This window comes from Capnocytophaga sp. oral taxon 864 (genome assembly GCF_002998835.1).
In the GTDB taxonomy this organism is placed as follows: Bacteria; Bacteroidota; Bacteroidia; order Flavobacteriales; family Flavobacteriaceae; genus Capnocytophaga; species Capnocytophaga ochracea.
The window spans coordinates 1771491-1787224 of sequence record NZ_CP027232.1 but is presented as its reverse complement, the minus strand read 5'-3'; the positions used below and the strand labels follow the sequence as shown (position 1 = coordinate 1787224).

Genomic DNA, 15734 nt, shown 5'->3' with positions numbered 1-15734 from the left:
ATTAGCAAATTTGGAGGGTTTAGGAGCTCGGAAGAAAACGGAGAAGTTCGGAAGAGGGGAGGGAGGATTTTTGATGAAAAAAAGGTGTAAGATGGGTGGGGGTAGCTTATAGAGAGCTTATAGGAAGCTTATACGAATCTTGGACGATTGGTATAGAAAGGGTGTGTAAAAAATTGATTCATAATATAATACAACAGTGCTAAAAATGTTAAAAACGGGGTTTCGAGGCGAAAGAAAGAGGAAGAGGCAATAGGTCATAGGCCATAGGCACTAGGGGGGAGTACGACGGAAAAGGGGAATCTAGAGACAAAAAAAGTGAAGGTAATGTAGGGTCGTAGCATAATGGAAAATTATCTTTGGCAAAGTGTGTACGAGCTACAAGCTCGCACCAGCGAAGGGCACTAGGGGATAACATCCCCCCTACCCCCTTCAAAGGGGGAATGTGGTGACGGAAAGAAGAAGGGATAATTAGGGAATTAGCAAATTAGAAAATTAGTAAATGGGGACGTGTGAGGTCTTAGGCAATAGGCAGTAGGGGAAAAGTGTAATAGAAAGCTCCCTCTTTACACATATCCAGCTGTCGCTGGCTACCTTCAAAAGAGGGAATGTGGCGACGAAAAGGTGGAGGTAAGATGGGGGAAGTTTATGAGATAGAAAGTCTTTTATTTTGTCCACGAGAAAAGGCGCATATCTCCTGCTTCTAAGGTGTATGTTTTAGAGGTTGTCCAATCGACGGGGAGCAAGCGGGCTTCTTTGCTTACTTCTTGTACTTCGGCAGTGGCTTTTATCTCTAAGGGCAACGTTTTGAGAGGACTGTGGTTTACAATCATCAAATAGTAGCGTGACCCGTTCTGCAAAAGCGAAACAGTTGCCCCTATATCGCCTGTTTTGAGGACTTCAAAGTTATTGGGCAATACCAATCTTTTAGTGCCTGCGGGAATGCTTTTGCCGGTATGCCATACGTTGAGCATCTTTGCTCCCACGAACACGCCGGAAAGTTTCTGTACTTCGGCATTGGCTTGCGCTAATCGGTAATAGGTGGCATTTTTAGAGCCGTCGGGAGCAATAGGCGCTTTGTAAGTTAGGTTGTCAGGAGGGGTGGTATAGGTGAAGAACTGCATCAGTTGCGAACCATAGGCTAAGTTGGTGTACAGTTGCAAGCGCAGGTCGGCAAGAGTAGGTTCTGGGTATCCACCTTCACCAAGAGAGTGGGACGATGATAGCACGAGCGTCCATAGAGGAATGCGTAATTCTTTGGCTTTTGCCGAGAAGACTTCTAAGTTTTTATACCACAATCCGTTTACGGTTCTCTCTTTTGCTCCTTTGTTCAGTACAATGGGGTAGAAGGTAGAAGAGAGCATTTGCAGAGGGAGGGTGCGGGTGGCTTTTTCAAGATAAGCATTGAAGGAGGCGCCTAATTGCTTTTCGGAAGTGTCTATTGAGAGGAAATTCACATAGCAGATACCTTTTTTATCGATTTGCTGAAAGCGTTTCATCTTCGCAGCTATCTTATCTAAATCTTTCATTGAGGGTTCGTCTGCCATAAACCAGCCCGCCACAGCAGGGTGGTCTTTTAGGGCTTTAATGGTTGCTTCGGTATCGGTAGAGAGTTCTGAGCAACTTACAATAGTCTTCATTTGTAGGTTTTGCATCTTATTTAAAGCCTCTTTCACTTGGGAAAGGGGGGAATAATAGGTATACATATTGTAATTTAAGCCCGCTTGTTTCATCTCTTGATAGGCTTCAGTAGAGGATTGAGGGGAGAGTCCTATCCACGCCATCATTGGAAAGGGGGTGTTGCTGGAGATAAGAGAGCCATTATCTTCGCTGTTATTATCTTTTTGGCAACTTGTGAAAAGGCATAAAGCGCTTAAAGTGATGTAAAAAAATCTTTTCATTTGGGTAATATTTATGGTCTTGATAGCGCAAAAATACAAAATAAATTGTAAAAAAGGTGACAATATAAAAGAAAATGATTACTTTTGTCGCAATAGAAGTCGTAGCACGACAAGCAGTATCAGTCGCACAGGTGAAAAATTAGCAAATTTGTAAGTTAGCAAATGAAGAAGTGTAAACCATATAGGCAGTGTGAGCCACACAGACATTCGTAGCACGGAAGGCGGAAGAAAAACGATTTGAGAACTAAGAACTCACGAGTGAAAATTAAAAACTAAATAATAGAACAATGAAAAGAACGATTTTAATGCTCCTTATTGCTTTTGGAGCACTCTCTTGTAGTAAAGAGGAAATTAAGAGATTAGAAGGTAAGGTAGATGTTACCGTCTACGTAAAAGACAACAACGGTACGCCCTTAAAGAATTGGGAGGTATATGCTTACGATGAATGGGCGTGGGAACACAAAAGTGACTCGCACCCTACTTTTCACGCGAAGCGGTCGGCGACTGATGATGAGGGGATAGCCTCGTTTGTACTGAGTGTAGATGTGATTGATGAGCAAGAAGTGTATCAGTTTGTGGTGTATTACACTGAGGACAATGCAGGGAAGAAAAATCTTTCGGGCACTGAAATTACTAAGAACAGTTTGAAAACAGTGAAAACGGTTACCCTTAAAGCGAAAGAAAAATCAACGATTACAATTACGTTGTAGTAGTTATCGGATAGGTTTACCCCTTGAAACTTAAAAACGCTAAAACATTATGGATAAGAACAGTGTTTTACAGTACAAAAATCTGTTTGACGGCATTACTCATTATATAGAAAGTGAAGATGCCAAAGAGAAAATAGAAGTGTGGTTTGCCCGTGAGTTACAAACCATATTGGGCTATGCCCGATGGGAGAACTTTTCGGTAGCGATACACCGAGCAGTTGCTTCGTGTAAGTCGCAACAAATCAATGTAGATGATCATTTTCGTGAGGTCACGAAAATGATCGAGATTGGTAAAGGAGGAAAGCGTGAAGTGGTAGATTTTATGCTTACTCGTTATGCCTGTTATCTCATTGCTCAGAATGGCGACCCTAAAAAGGAGGAAGTAGCTTTTGCTCAGAGTTATTTTGCTGTACAAACCCGTAAGGCGGAACTCATAGAAGAACGGCTCAATTTACTTTCTCGTTTAGAAACACGTGATAAACTCAGAAGTGCCGAAAAGCAACTCTCACAGAATATTTATGAGCGTGGCGTTGATGATAAAGGCTTTTCGCGTATCCGCTCCAAAGGAGATACCGCTCTTTTTGGCGGACATACTACTGAGGATATGAAGTTGCGGTTAGAAATAAAAACCAACCGACCTTTGGCAGATTTCTTACCAACCCTTACCATTGCCGCTAAGAACCTCGCTACCGAAATGACCAATTACAATGTTGAGAATAACGATTTGCACGGCGAACCTGCTATCACACACGAGCACGTACAAAATAACCAAACTGTCCGACAAATGTTAGGACAGCGTGGTATCAAACCAGAGGAATTACCTCCTGCTGAAGATATTAAGAAATTAGAGCGCAAAGTAGCGCGTGATGAGAAAATGATAGCTGAACGCTCTCAAAAATTGCCTAAAAACTAAAATAATAATAACTTACCTGTTACCTATGCTAAGATTCACCGCTCTTACTACCGCACAAAACCGCAAACCGGTGGCGGTACCCGAAAATGGCAAACGCTCCGAACTGTTTGCCCAAAATGTATTCAACGAAGAGGCTATGCGCCAACTGATGACCCGCGATGCCTTTGCCGCTGTAATGAACGCCATTCACAATGGCACTAAAATCGACCGCCGTGTAGCCGACCAAGTGGCGACCGCTATGCGCGATTGGGCAATATCCAAAGGCGCTACCCACTATACCCACTGGTTTCAACCTCTTACAGGGGGCACTGCCGAAAAACACGACGCTTTCTTTGAGCCCGTTACCCGCGACCGCGCCATCGAACGCTTTGGGGGCGGACAGCTCGTACAACAAGAGTCCGATGCTTCCAGCTTTCCCAATGGCGGTATCCGTAATACTTTTGAGGCACGTGGCTATACCGCTTGGGATCCTTCTTCACCGCCTTTTGTATATGGCACCGTACTTTGTATCCCTACAATATTCATCGCCTATACTGGCGAGGCATTGGACAACAAAACGCCATTGCTCAAAGCTCTTAGCGCTCTCGACCAAGCAGCTACCGAGGTTGCCCGCTATTTCGACAAAAATGTGAGCAAAGTCACCACTACCTTAGGCTGTGAACAAGAGTACTTCCTCATCGATAAAGCTCTTGCCAATACCCGCCCCGATTTGATGATTACCGGTCGCACCCTCTTAGGGCATCAAGCGGCGAAAGGACAACAGTTAGATGACCATTATTTAGGGGCAATCCCCAGCCGTGTGTTGGCTTTTATGCGCGATTTAGAACAAGAGTGCTTATTGCTTGGTATCCCCGTAAAAACGCGCCATAATGAGGTCGCACCTAACCAGTTTGAGTTGGCGCCTATCTTTGAAGAAGCCAACCTTGCAGTCGATCAAAACTCTTTGCTGATGGACGTGATGCGCAAGGTAGCCGAGCGTCATAGCTTTGTAATCCTATTCCACGAAAAACCCTTTGCAGGGGTGAATGGGTCGGGTAAACATAACAACTGGTCGCTGGTTACCGATACAGGCGTAAACCTTTTAGCACCCAGCAAAACACCTATCAAGAACCTGCAATTCCTCACTTTCTTCATCTGCACTATCAAGGCAGTATGTGAATATGAGCCTTTGTTAAGAGCCTCAGTGGCATCGGCGACTAACGATTACCGATTAGGTGCTAATGAAGCACCGCCTGCTATCGTATCGGTGTTTATAGGCGAACAGCTTACCCAAGTGCTCAACGCCTTAGAAGTATCCTCTGATAACCTATCTCCTGAGGAAAAAACCGACCTTAAACTGAATGTAGTAGGCAAAATACCTGACCTCTTCCTCGATACAACCGACCGCAACCGCACCTCGCCTTTCGCCTTTACGGGCAACAAGTTTGAGTTCCGTGCAGTGGGCTCTAAAGCCAACTGTGGCAAGCCTACAATGGTACTGAGCACCATAGTAGCTCAACAGCTCACCGAGTTTAAGAAAGCAGTTGATGCGCTCATCGAAGGAGGCAAGAAGAAAGAAGATGCTATCTTTAAAGTATTGCGCCGCTATATTAAGGAAAGTAAGAAAATACGCTTTGAAGGCGACGGCTATAGCAAAGAATGGGAGGAAGAGGCTGCCCGTCGTGGACTATCAAACCATAAAACAACACCTGAAGCCCTCAAAGAAAACATCAGTGAGAAGGCTGTGGCTTTGTTTGAAAGTACAGGAGTACTCAGCAAAGTAGAGCTTTTAGCACGTTATGAAATTGGCTTAGAAGAATACGTGAAAACCGTACAGATAGAATCACGTGTATTAGGCGATATTGCCCGTAATCACGTGGTGCCTACTGCGGTACGTTACCAAAACACGCTTATTGAGAATGTGAAAGGCTTAAAAGAAATATTTGGCGATAGCTATCAAGAAGTAGCTGCCGAGCAAATGGAGCTTATACGCCATATTTCCGAGCATATCAAGGTTATTCACAGTCAGGTGGAGGCAATGGTAGAGGCGCGTAAGCACGCTAATCACCTTCCTGATTTTGAAGCCAAAGCCGATGCTTATTGCACGCAAGTAAAACCTTTCTTTGAGGTAATACGCTACCATTGCGATAAACTCGAACTTATGGTAGATGATGAGCTTTGGACACTGACGAAATACCGGGAGCTGTTTTTTAATTAGCAAATTAGAAGATGAGAGAATGAGAAAATGAGGTGCGAGCCGCACAGGCAGTCGTAGCACGACGGGCAATAGAAAATTAGAGAATTAGGAAATTAGCAAATGGGTAGTGATAAAAAAGGTTTTTTGACGGGTCTGACTTGTCGGACAAATTGGACTGGTCTGAGTTATCGGAGGAAAACGAAAAATATAAAAAGTGAGTTAGGAGGATTTTTGGTGAAAAAAGGGTGTAAGGAGGGTGGGGTTAGCTTATAGAGAGCTTATAGGAAGCTTATACGAATCTTGGACGATTGGTATAGGAAGGGTGTTTAAAAAATTGATTAATAGTATAATACAACAATGCCAAAAATGTCAAAAATAAGGTTTCGAGGCGAAAGAAAAGGGAAGAGGCGATAGTCCTCAGGACTTAGGCACTAGGGAGAGTATGACGGAAAAGGGGAGAAATGACTGTCACTACATTCCCGCTTTGAAGTTAGCCAACGAGGCCTCACAACTGGATATGTAACAAGAGAATGTTTCTTTTCAACCAAGTAACCCTATTTGTGGCTTGTCCCCCTTCGGGGGTTCGGGGGCATTATACTAGCACAATAATCTTTTTTATTCACATTTCCGGCATCATTGCACTAATTTGGCATTATTTTCGTATACTTTCTCTTAGAAACACAAAAACTATATTCCAAAATGAAAAACATATCTTATTTTTTATTGTTATGCCTCGCCCTACTCATAGGAGCTTGTGGCAACCGAAACGCTTATAAACCCGTTGATCGTGGAAGCAGTACCACCGAATACCCATATGAAAGCTCTGCCACCGATTACCGAGAAGAAAGTAGTGGCGAATTAGCCGAGATAGCCGTAGTTGGCTACAGCGAAAAGAGCGCTAAGAGAAAATCCTCTAAAATAACAGGCGATGTTAGCAGAAGTGACGAAAGTACGACGTCAGCTAAAATGTCAGTAGCAAAAGATGTAGCAACCAGCAAACCAGCGAAACGCACTGAACCTAAGCACCGTAAACATCGTCCCGAAAGCGACCCCCAACCTCAGTCCGGCTTGGTAACTGCCGGCGAGTGGAACGATCTCAACAGCTGGGATTTCTACCAAAAAACGCTCAATAAAAATGAATTTGCTTCTTTCCCCGAACATTGGCAAATGTACACCAATCACCGTATAGCGGTACTTGTAACCGCTAATGGTAAGCCTGCTGTGAATGTTACCGTTGCGCTCTATCGCAACAATACCCTGCTATGGACAGCTAAAACCGATAACACGGGTAAAGCTGAACTATGGGTGAGTGCCTTCCAAAAAGAAAAAGAGCTTAACACCGAGCATTTGCGCCTAAAAGTAAACGACCAATGGGTGAGTACAGAAAAAGCAATTAGCGAAAACACACTCAACCGTATTGCGCTTAAAAATGAAGTAAAAAAGCATCAAACGAAGTACAAATTGCCTTTATGGTAGATGCTACGGGCTCAATGAGCGATGAGTTAGAGTTTCTAAAAATGGACTTAAAGAACGTAATCAGTAAGGTAGAAGAAGGAAATAAAAACCTCAAAATAAGCACCGCTACGGTCTTTTATCGCGACGAAGGCGATGAGTATGTAGTCAAACATTCCGATTTTACTAAGGATATCAATAAAACCATTCAGTTTATTAATAGCCAAAAAGCTGATGGTGGTGGCGACTTCCCCGAAGCAGTACACTCAGCCCTCAACCAGCTCAACAAACTCCAATGGGACGGCGAGGCACGCACACGTATTGCCTTTTTAGTACTCGATGCTCCTCCACATCACGAAGATAAGATACTCAAAAGCGTACAAGCATCAGTTAAAACCGCTGCCGAGAAAGGTATCAAACTCATTCCTATCGTAGCCAGTGGTATTGATAAGCCCACCGAGTTCTTAATGCGTTTTATGGCAATATATACCAATGGTACCTATGTCTTTATCACCGACGACAGCGGTATAGGTAACGCCCATTTAGAACCTAGTGTAGGGGAGTATCAAGTCGAAAAACTCAGCGACTTAATGATTCGCCTTATCAAAAAGTATACAGAATGATCTGGCTCACTTTTTGCTACACAAGTCTCAGCTTTTTAACTCTTAATTTTTCACTCAAATGAAAGCACTTCCCCTATTAGCACTATTTCCGCTATCTCTCATAGCCCAAAACCCTATTCCTGCTGGCTCTTACAAAGCCAGCTCTCTTGGCAATGCTTTGGAGCTTAGGATTGGTAATAACAACACTTACGAATTGGTAGGCGCTTCGGGCAACTATACCTTAAAGGACAAAAAAATAGAGTTCTCTTCCGATGCGTCGTCTTTTTTGGTTGAGAAGAAACAGAGCAATAGCTCTCAGTTGCAAATTACCTTTAAAATAGGAACAGGGCTCTTTGGCGACCCACATTTCTTATATGTAGGCTACGAAAACAACAAAGGTGAAGTGGAATATGTGTGTGTACATAACAAAATCACTTCATTGGAAAATGTAGAAAAAACAAAAGACAGCAATGGAGTTGGTTACTATGTATTAGAAAGTTTTGAAGTGCCACGTACTGAAAACCTTTACTTAGTGAATGCCCATTCAGTAGCTTTCAACAATAAATCCAAAGAAGTAATTATTGAGAAATATCCTATCGGAAAGACAACCAATGCCGTGGAAGTAGAATTTTTAGGAACCAATAATATGCTTAATTTAAAAGGCACTTACAACCCCGATAAAGGAACGATTTCTCTTACCGAAGGTGATTCCGATAACGCAATTCTGTTCAGTAACAAGGCAAGCACTCCTAATCCAGCAAAAGTAGCTTGTAGCAATAAGGAAAATGTAAAGAATTGGAAATATCTCATCGCTTTTGAGGAAGAACAGGATATCCCCGAATACAATCCTGAAAAAAGAGCTAAGCAGAAAAGCCAAGCAGATATTTCACTACCCAAGAACTTGAAAGCTGCCCTTGCTTCAGCCGATAAATATAGCCGTTTGGTAATAGTCTTCCAACAACCCGATAACAAAGAGGCTCAACAACAATTCGCTGCCCTTTTTGCCAAATATAAAGAAGAAGACGGTAGCAATGGCTATCCGTATGAACTCTATTTGGCTACTACCAAAGATATGAAAACCCTCAAAGCCAAAGGCGTACCTACAGGTAACCAAATGGCTGTGCTTGACGTAGCCGGTAATCTGCTCTACAATCAGCCCTCTACTATCGAAGAGGTTGCCAATGACGAAATAGTAACAAGTGATACTTACGGACAGCAGTTCGGTACAATAGCAATGGCTCGTGCGCTCGACAAAGCTTTGGGTAACCCTAAACTCTCTGTAAAAGACCTACAAGCTATTTTTACCACTTTCCTCAAAAAGGACAGCCAGCATGTGTATTTGTTAGCTAAAAATCGTCCCGTGCAAAAAACAGGCGATGCTAATGAGGAAGAAGCCTTCGACTATATAGCGCAAGAGCAAGAAGATTACTTCTCCGATTTCAAAAACCCAAAAGGCATCTACCAAATGCAACTTACCCCTGAGCAAGTAACTACCCAGTGGCAGCGCATCGTAAACGCTCATAAAAACGATAGCAAACTCGATTCCGCATATGCTTTCTTGCTCGCTCTTAATAGCAATGATAGCGATTATTATTACCGAATTTTCAATGCCGAAAAGCCTGCTTCTCCTGCTGATGTAGACGCAATCGCTTATTTGGTGAAGTTCAGCGAGGAAATTAAAGCACATAACGAAAAACTCATTCCTAAAAACAATGACTATACAGACTATCAACAACGCTTGGAGAAAGGCGTAATAGAAGCAAACTATGGACACTTCAGTACTCTTCTCGACCGCCTTGTATTTAACGACAAAACGCTTTTTGAACCTGTAAAAGCCGTTTATATCGAAGGTGTCAAAAAGAACGTACTTACCGCTGATGATTACATCGATTTTCTCTATGAAAACAACGTAGAAGAAGCCAGTGCTTATTTCGGCGAATACTATAAAAGCCTATTGAAGAGAGATAGTAATCTCATTGCAGCACTCGATAAGGCTTTTTCCGAAGGCGATGAAGAAAACAGTTGGAAGTATTACAAAATGCGCTTTGCTAACCGCGCTAATAACATCGCTTGGAAAGTGTACGAAGAACATAAAAACGACCCTGCTAAATTAGCAGAACCCTATCAGTGGGCAAGCTCGGCAGTACAGTTAGAACCTGAGAATCCTTATTACTTAGATACCCTCGCTCACCTCTTGTACACACGCGGTGAAAAACAAGAAGCTATTAAGCTCGAAGAAAAAGCCGTAAAACTCCTTTCAAAAACTAATAATGAATTTGAATCCCAACGCCAAGAGGTAAAAGCTAATCTCGAAAAGATGAAACGAGGAGAGATGTAGTGCCTCATTTTCTCATTCCCTTATTTGCTCATTTGCTAATTACGTCGTATCTTTGCACTTTCTAATAGCAAGCAATTCAAAAAAAATTATCTACAATGAAAAAATTGTACGTTTTATGCATCTTGCTCATCGCTTTTGCGTGCAAGAAAGACAATGATGAAACGCTCCCACTGAGCGCTGAAAAAGACATTCTTTCGTTTGTCTTTACCGTAGAGGGTAACACTTATAGTGGTACTATCAGCAATACCACTATCACCGCCCAATTACCTGAAGACACCGATGTCGCGACCCTTACTCCTACCATCACGGTTTCTAAGGGCGCAACCGTAAGCCCTAATACAGGGGTAGCTCAAAACTTCTCTAAGGAAGTAACCTACACTGTAACCGCCGAAAACAAAAGTACTAAAACCTACAAAGTACTGGTTACCACCGAAAAGACCGAACAACCGCAAGTCCCAATAGAAATTGGGCACGTTCCTAATGAATATACGGTAAACAAAGCAGGAGGCGAGGTGATTTTCTTCGAGGTAAATACATTACCCGTCAAAAAAGAGCAAATAAAAGTAAAGCTCCTTAAATACAGAAGCGCGCTCTCTTACGACCTCAAAGTACAAAAGATAGACAAAAAAGAAAGACGTGTATATGTGGTCTTGCCCGCAACTTATAAAAACGGTCAATATCGCTTTAAAGTAACCTTCGACAAAGAAGAAGTCGAAAGTGGTGTTTTTACCTTAGATAGTAGTGAGATTGTTTTAGATGTTTTAGATATTAATCTTTTTGAAGGTCCTGTACAAACATTAGCGACTACCAACTTGCAAGTCTTTAAAGTGCTAGTATACGCTAATGCTGAAGCCTTAAAAAAATACACCTATTACCTACGCAAAAACGGACAAGATTACCAGCTTACAGTTGCAGAAATGTCTGGTTACAACCTCGAATTTAAGATGTTCAATACACCAGCTGGAGCTTTCAGCGGAGGTAATGACTTTAAGTTTGTAGTAAAAGGGGGTGCTAAAGAGCAAGTACTTCCTTTTGTAAACAGCGACGGACAAGCGATAAACATAGTACCTACTTATGCCCCAGTAATCAAATCTCTCTCTGCAACTACCCTAAAAACAGGTGATGAATTAACCATAACAGGAGAAAACTTTACCTATATGAGCGTAGGTTTTAATACTAATTACAGATATTGCGAGTTACTTTTAATTAAAAACGGAGAAACAAAAGTAACTTTAAGTACGTATAATCACCGAGGTACCACCGCAACTTTTAAAATAGATAATAATGTAGAGTCAGGTACTTATAAGGTAGTATTATCTTCTCAAATACACCTGAAATCAGAGGTTTTTGGTCAAGAAATTACCGTTCAAAAAGTTGTTCCTGAAACTCCTCCACGTTTGAAAGTTAAAGGCACTGCTGAGCTTATAGACAAAGACGCCTCTTTTTTCGCTAAACAAATTAATATTTTCTTTAATGAAGAAATAGGTAATGCTTCTATAAAAGCTATTGTATTTCCTAATCTGAAAATAGAAAATATGACTAGATATCCAGCAGCAGTAAGTACACATAGACTATCTGATAGTGAATACGACTATTTATTAAAAGACCTGCCCAAAGGCTATGTACTCATAGAAGAAAACGGCAAAGAATATAAAGCAGAATTCTCTTTGAGAAAAGTCTGAAGTCAATAAGTCCGTATATAGCTTAACAGAAAATAAAAAGACTTTGCAAAGGGGTTAATAGCCTGTCGTGCTACGACCCTTTGGCAAAGTCTTTTTTAACGTCAGCTCATATAAAAGTGATTTACAGTTGTGCTTTACGTTATAATCTGTGAAATCTAATAGCGAAGCTACCAATCTGTGGATTTTTGTTCCATAATATTGAAATCTAAATCCGTGTAATCCGTGTAATCTGTGCGAGATTTTAAAGTAGCGAAGCTACTTATTTAGACATATAACTTTAATGTCATTTTTCTTACATCGAATTTACGTTTTTAATCTAAAAGCGTTTGTCCTACTAACAACTACTTAGCGGTAATTTCGTACCCTTTATCTTTAAAAGTTCTTACCAACTGCTGGATATGGTCGGTACCGTTGGTCTCTACCGTGATGAGCACTTCTTTATCGCGGAAACGTGAGAGGTTCTTAAACTGGTTGTGGGCGAGTTTAACTACATTAGCTCCCACTTCTGCAATAATTTGAGTAATCTTAGCGAGTTCACCAGGGCGGTCAGGAATGCTTACCGAGAAGTTGAAAATACGGTCTCTGCTCACCAATCCTTTGCCTATCATCGAAGATATCATTAGCACATCTATATTGCCCCCACTTACTACAGGCACAACGTTCTTACCGCGGTCAGTGAGTTTTTTGAGTGCTGCCAAAGGTAATACGCCTGAGTTCTCAGCGATAAGCTTGTGCTTTTCTGTCAATAGCAAGAAAACTTCCGTAAGTTCATAGTCATCTACGGTTACCACCTCGTCTACATACTTCTTGATATACTCAAAATTTAGCTCTCCTATCCGTTTTACAGCAGTGCCATCAGCAATGGTATTGGCTTCGGGTAGGCTAACAAGCTTATTTTTCTTGAGTGCTTCGGTTGCCGAAGCAGCTCCTGAGGGTTCTACACCTACAATCTTAATATCGGGTTTGAGCTGTTTAGCAGCGCAAGCAATCCCCGAGATAAGTCCACCACCGCCTATAGGTACAACTATCACATCGGTGTTAGGCAGTTCTTCCAATATCTCTAAGGCGATAGTACCTTGTCCTTCCAACACATCAGGGTCGTTGAAAGGGTGTACAAACACGTAGCCTTCTTTCTCTTCCAGCTCTTTCGCTTTTTGGTAAGCATCGTCGTATACATCGCCGTAGAGCACTACTTCAGCACCGTACTTTTTGGTAGATTGCACTTTGATAAGAGGCGTAGTTTTAGGCATTACAATCACGGCTTTGATACCCAATTCACGTGCTGCGTAGGCAACGCCTTGTGCGTGGTTTCCTGCTGAAGAAGCAATAACTCCTCTTTTTTTCTCCTCTTCGGTAAGTTTAAGGATTTTGTTATAAGCGCCACGAATCTTAAAAGCTCCTGTCTTTTGAAGGTTTTCAGGCTTGATGTAGATTTTGTTGCCAGATTCTTCTGAGAAGAGCGGACTATAAATAAGGTGTGTAGGGAGGAGCACACTCTTGAGGTGCTCACGTGCTGTGGTAAAGTTCATAATTTTCAAATAGTGTTAATAATTAATGTCTCTTCAATATAGTATAATTGTACCCCTATTAATCGCCTGTGTGGCTCACACCTACCCGTGTGGCTCACACTTATGGTTTTGCTTGAATCTTATCAGAAAAAGCACTCCAGAAAGTAGCTCTTTTGTATTGCTCTACCGAGCCTTTAGGTACGTATATCTTTTCTATACGAGTAGCCCTAAACGGGTTATTCACTAAGGCAGGAGGGGTTACCGCATTAATGGTAACTGTTTTAAGCTGTTGGCAATACCAAAAAGCATCATACCCTATAGTCTTCAGTGTTGCAGGCAAGATAACACTCTTCATCTCCGTACACCCCGAAATTCCCACAGTTTCTATATCAGTGAGTCCAGTATTTTCTAAGTTAATTTCTTTTAGATAATTCCACCCAATAGCACCAAATCCTAATATTTCTAATTTATTGAAGTGTAATTCTTCGAGATTATAAGACATTGACAATACGCTATAGGGTAGTCTTTTTACATTAGGAAGGGAGAGTTTTCTAATTTTTGTTTTGAAGAAAGCTTTATCGCCAAAAACTACTGTAGCGTTGGTATTGAAGGTAACGGTACCACTAAGGCTAGCTTCTTCAAAAGCACTCTCTTCTATTTCTTTGAGGTTGTTAGGGAAAGTAATCGACTGTAAGTTCTGATGTTCTTTAAAAGCCTCTTTCCCGATAGTGTTCACATTTCTGAGCTTCTCGTCAGCTTGCATATCAAGCACCGTAGTATTCGCATTCTTCCATTTGATAAGCGTACGCCCATCAGCGCTGAGCTCATAATCAGCGGTAGAGTTACCGTTGTTGTCATCATCACTCTTCCGACAGCCCACCAAAGCAATCCCTATAAGAGCTAATAATAAAACCTTTCTCATTTTCAAATTTCCTAATTTTCTCATTCTTTAATTTAATTAATTGCTTGTATTTTCTCCGCGAAATCTTTCCAGCCTGCCGCTTTTTTGTATTGTTCTACCGAACCCTTAGGTACATAAATGGTAGGTATCACACTTTTATCGTTAGTGCCAAAAATACTGTTAATATGTAAGGTAGGTGGATTTACCGCTTTAATAGTAATCTTTTTCAGCACTATGCATTGCCAAAAAGCATCTGATTCTATTCTAGTAAGCGTCTCAGGTAAAGTAATCTCTTTTAGCTTCCACATCCCCACAAAAGTGCCGTGTCCTATTTCAGTAAGCCCCGTCCCCTCAAAGGTAAGCGAGGCAGCATTGCAATCTCTCAGTGCAAAATCACCTAATTTCTTTACTTTGTTAAAAGTAACCTCTTTTAAATCCCTACAAACTGAAAAAGCATTGATACCTAACACACTCATATTGGGGAATGTTATCTTTTTCAGATGAGTGTGGTAGAAGCACTTTTCGCCAAAATCAACGGTCGCTTTCGTGTTAAAGACAACCTCACCGCTGAGGTTTGCATCTTCAAAAGCACTCTCTTCTATCTCCTTCAAGTTATTCGGGAATGTAATCGATTGGAGGTTCTGATGTTCTTTAAAAGCCCCTTTCCCGATAGTGTTCACATTTCTGAGCTTCTCATCAGCTTGCATATCAAGCACTGTAGTATTTGCATTTTTCCATTTGATAAGCGTACGCCCATCAGCGCTGAGCTCATAATCAGCGGTAGAGTTACCATTGCTGTCATCATCACTCTTCCGACAGCTCACCAAAGCAACCATCGCCAAAGCTAATAATAAAACTTTTCTCATTGTATAATTATTTTTTATCGTATTTATCAATTTTTGTAAGCTACTAATTTTCTCATTTTCAAATTTACTAATCCCCTAATTTCTCATCTGCTCGTCGCGCTATAACCTCACATTACCTTCACTTTTTCCGTCTCCACATTCCCCCTTTGAAGGGGGATAGGGGGGATGTTATTCCCCTCCGCTGGCGCGAGCTTTTAGCTCGTGCTTTCCCTTTCTAATTTTCTAATTTTCTAATTCTCTAATTACCCCTTCTCGTTTCCGTCATACTCCCCCCTAGTGCCTATGACCTAAGTCCTATTGCCTTTTCTCTTTCTTTCGCCTCGAAACCCCATTTTTACCGTTTTTAGCCTTGTTGTATTATATTATGAATCAACTCTTTATATACCCTTTCTATACCAATCGTCCAAGATTCGTATAAGCTTCCTATAAGCTCTCTATAAGCTAACCCCACCCTCCTTACACTCTTTTTTCACCAAAACTTCTCTCAGCTCCCTTCCGTTCTTTTCCGATATCTTTTGAAAGCTCCTAACAGTCCCAGCATATCACTTTTTCATCTCAAACTTTGGCAAAGTTGATTGTCGGTAGGTATTATTAACATTTACTCCACTAATCTGTTAATTTCCTCATTTCCTCATTTCCTCATTCTCTCATTTCCTCATTTTCTCATTTCTCCCCCGCCTGTGTGGCT

At 41.5% G+C, this 15734-nt stretch carries 10 protein-coding genes and 1 pseudogene; 7 read left to right on the top strand and 4 right to left on the bottom strand.

What is annotated here, in order from left to right; translation table 11 throughout:
- Positions 1-662 precede the first annotated feature (662 nt).
- Positions 663-1898: a hypothetical protein gene (locus tag C3V44_RS07920; RefSeq protein WP_106096102.1), complete on the bottom strand. Its 1236-nt coding sequence runs from the start codon at positions 1896-1898 to the stop codon at positions 663-665.
- A gap of 287 nt (positions 1899-2185) precedes the next feature.
- Here C3V44_RS07920 and C3V44_RS07915 point away from each other — a divergent pair, with 287 nt between their 5' ends.
- The 7 genes and pseudogenes from C3V44_RS07915 to C3V44_RS07885 all read left to right on the top strand — a co-directional run bounded on the left by C3V44_RS07915 (position 2186) and on the right by C3V44_RS07885 (position 11771).
- Positions 2186-2608, top strand: a complete 423-nt coding sequence (locus C3V44_RS07915; protein WP_016478367.1) for a hypothetical protein — start codon at positions 2186-2188, stop codon at positions 2606-2608.
- A 49-nt stretch (positions 2609-2657) separates the two neighbouring features.
- Positions 2658-3521 carry a DNA damage-inducible protein D gene (dinD, locus tag C3V44_RS07910; protein WP_106096101.1) on the top strand — a complete coding sequence of 288 codons (864 nt, stop codon included), beginning with the start codon at positions 2658-2660 and terminating at the stop codon, positions 3519-3521.
- Positions 3522-3546: 25 nt separating this feature from the next.
- Positions 3547-5718: a glutamine synthetase III gene (locus tag C3V44_RS07905; protein ID WP_106096100.1), complete on the top strand. Its 2172-nt coding sequence runs from the start codon at positions 3547-3549 to the stop codon at positions 5716-5718.
- Between the two features lie 99 nt (positions 5719-5817).
- On the top strand, positions 5818-5970 hold the full coding sequence (locus tag C3V44_RS12335; RefSeq protein ID WP_106096099.1) for a glycine cleavage system protein T: 153 nt from the start codon (positions 5818-5820) through the stop codon (positions 5968-5970).
- A gap of 426 nt (positions 5971-6396) precedes the next feature.
- A pseudogene (locus C3V44_RS12590) lies at positions 6397-7772 on the top strand (hypothetical protein).
- 58 nt (positions 7773-7830) lie between these two features.
- Positions 7831-10089, top strand: a complete 2259-nt coding sequence (locus C3V44_RS07890; RefSeq protein WP_106096098.1) for a hypothetical protein — start codon at positions 7831-7833, stop codon at positions 10087-10089.
- A 95-nt stretch (positions 10090-10184) separates the two neighbouring features.
- On the top strand, positions 10185-11771 hold the full coding sequence (locus tag C3V44_RS07885) for a DUF5018 domain-containing protein (RefSeq protein ID WP_106096097.1): 1587 nt from the start codon (positions 10185-10187) through the stop codon (positions 11769-11771).
- Between the two features lie 341 nt (positions 11772-12112).
- On the opposite strand, the gene ilvA is transcribed toward C3V44_RS07885, so the two are convergent.
- The 3 genes from ilvA to C3V44_RS07870 all read right to left on the bottom strand — a co-directional run bounded on the left by ilvA (position 12113) and on the right by C3V44_RS07870 (position 15046).
- The gene (ilvA, locus tag C3V44_RS07880) at positions 12113-13300 is read right to left on the bottom strand and encodes a threonine ammonia-lyase (RefSeq protein ID WP_106096096.1); all 1188 of its coding nucleotides are present in this window, start codon (positions 13298-13300) and stop codon (positions 12113-12115) included.
- Positions 13301-13400: 100 nt separating this feature from the next.
- Positions 13401-14225 (bottom strand): leucine-rich repeat domain-containing protein, encoded by an 825-nt coding sequence (locus tag C3V44_RS07875; RefSeq protein ID WP_106096095.1) that lies wholly within the window; start codon positions 14223-14225, stop codon positions 13401-13403.
- Between the two features lie 8 nt (positions 14226-14233).
- Complete coding sequence (locus tag C3V44_RS07870; RefSeq protein WP_106096094.1) at positions 14234-15046, bottom strand: leucine-rich repeat domain-containing protein; 813 nt, start codon at positions 15044-15046, stop codon at positions 14234-14236.
- Positions 15047-15734: the final 688 nt, after the last annotated feature.

Coding starts and splice junctions, on each gene's coding strand:
- ilvA (WP_106096096.1), bottom strand. CDS start 13,300: ATGAACTTTACCACAGCACGTGAGCACCTCAAGAGTGTGCTCCTCCCT.
- C3V44_RS07920 (WP_106096102.1), bottom strand. CDS start 1,898: ATGAAAAGATTTTTTTACATCACTTTAAGCGCTTTATGCCTTTTCACA.
- C3V44_RS07885 (WP_106096097.1), top strand. CDS start 10,185: ATGAAAAAATTGTACGTTTTATGCATCTTGCTCATCGCTTTTGCGTGC.
- C3V44_RS07905 (WP_106096100.1), top strand. CDS start 3,547: ATGCTAAGATTCACCGCTCTTACTACCGCACAAAACCGCAAACCGGTG.
- C3V44_RS07870 (WP_106096094.1), bottom strand. CDS start 15,046: ATGAGAAAAGTTTTATTATTAGCTTTGGCGATGGTTGCTTTGGTGAGC.
- C3V44_RS07890 (WP_106096098.1), top strand. CDS start 7,831: ATGAAAGCACTTCCCCTATTAGCACTATTTCCGCTATCTCTCATAGCC.
- dinD (WP_106096101.1), top strand. CDS start 2,658: ATGGATAAGAACAGTGTTTTACAGTACAAAAATCTGTTTGACGGCATT.
- C3V44_RS12335 (WP_106096099.1), top strand. CDS start 5,818: ATGGGTAGTGATAAAAAAGGTTTTTTGACGGGTCTGACTTGTCGGACA.
- C3V44_RS07875 (WP_106096095.1), bottom strand. CDS start 14,225: ATGAGAAAATTAGGAAATTTGAAAATGAGAAAGGTTTTATTATTAGCT.
- C3V44_RS07915 (WP_016478367.1), top strand. CDS start 2,186: ATGAAAAGAACGATTTTAATGCTCCTTATTGCTTTTGGAGCACTCTCT.